1 pseudogene is annotated in these 1,371 nt (G+C 34.2%); it reads left to right on the forward strand.

Annotated features, from left to right (window positions below):
- Positions 1 to 1,343, forward strand: a pseudogene (locus HG1285_RS20035) (hypothetical protein); the annotation flags it as partial.
- Positions 1,344 to 1,371: the final 28 nt, after the last annotated feature.

The following is a 1,371-nucleotide window of genomic DNA, read 5'->3' on the forward strand; positions in this document are numbered from 1 at the left end:
CAGCATCTCAATTATATCCAAATTACTCAAATGTTCAAAAAGTAGTTGAATCTATTTACCAAAATGTTTTGGGAAAATCTCCAACAGATGACCCAAATGGAATTGCATACTGGGTTGGAGAGATCAATGCAGGACATACAACTGTTGGGAAAGTTGCGGCAGACATTATTTATGTTGCTAAAACTAAGTATCCAAACGACCCTGCAACTAAAACACTTGGAAACAGAGCAGATGTTGCTGTTTATGTAGCAGATAACATCCCTAATTCAGATATAAATGGTGATGGAAAAACAGATAAGGTAGATTTTGATTTGTTTAAAAATTTTATAGCAAATGTAACAAACGATCCAGCAACAGTAAATACTGCAAAATCATTAGCAGATGGATATAAGCCTGTGAATGTTTCATTAACAACTGGAACAGATACTATTACTGGAAGTAAAGCAGCTGACACATTTAATGCTGTAGTATCTTCACTTTCCTCGGAAGCTACATTAAATAGTGGAGATAAAGTTGATGGTAGTGATGGAATAGATACATTAAATATCTCAATGAAAGGAAGCTTTGCTGGCATAGGCTCTGGATACATTAAAAATATCGAAAAGATAAACTTGAAAAATGAAACCATTATAGACAGAACATTTGACGCAAAAAATATAAGTGGCGTGGAAACTTATAACTTAACTGGAAGTGATGCAGGAAATTCTATTAGTTTATCAAATTTAGGAGAAGCTGGAATAGAGATTAACTTCAAAAATATGTCCCGTGATGCTACTATAACTTTTGATAGTAACACAAATTTATCTGGTTCTTCAGATGCAATGGTTATTGGTGTTAATAATTTAGGAAAACCTGACCCAACACCAAATAACGGGATAGATAATGCAACATATACAAAAATAACAATGTCTAAAATAGAAAATATCACTGTAAACACAAGCGGCAGTAAAAGCTATGTTGACATGTCAGGATTTCAATCAGCTACATCTATTACTGTAAAAGGAGACCAAGATTTAGCAATTAAAAATATTCCATCAACTCTTACAGCCTTTGATGCTTCTAATAACAGTGGTGCCATAACAGCAGATTTTACTAATGCAACTGCAGGGAAATTAGGCACTATAAAGACAGCGGGCAAAGACGATGTGGTTTCAATAAAAACATCTACTATTAATATAGCCCCAACAATAGACCTGGGAAATGGTAATGATAAGCTCAAATTAGATGTGGCTGCAGCTGCAACAATACAACCTGTAATGAACGGAGTTGACACGCTTGAACTCACAAATTTAGGAGGTAATTTAACATTTTCAGCAGCTAAAACAACAGGCTTAATGCAATAGTATTTGATGCAAATAATAGTGGTAGTAA

This window comes from Hydrogenivirga sp. 128-5-R1-1, from assembly GCF_000171895.1.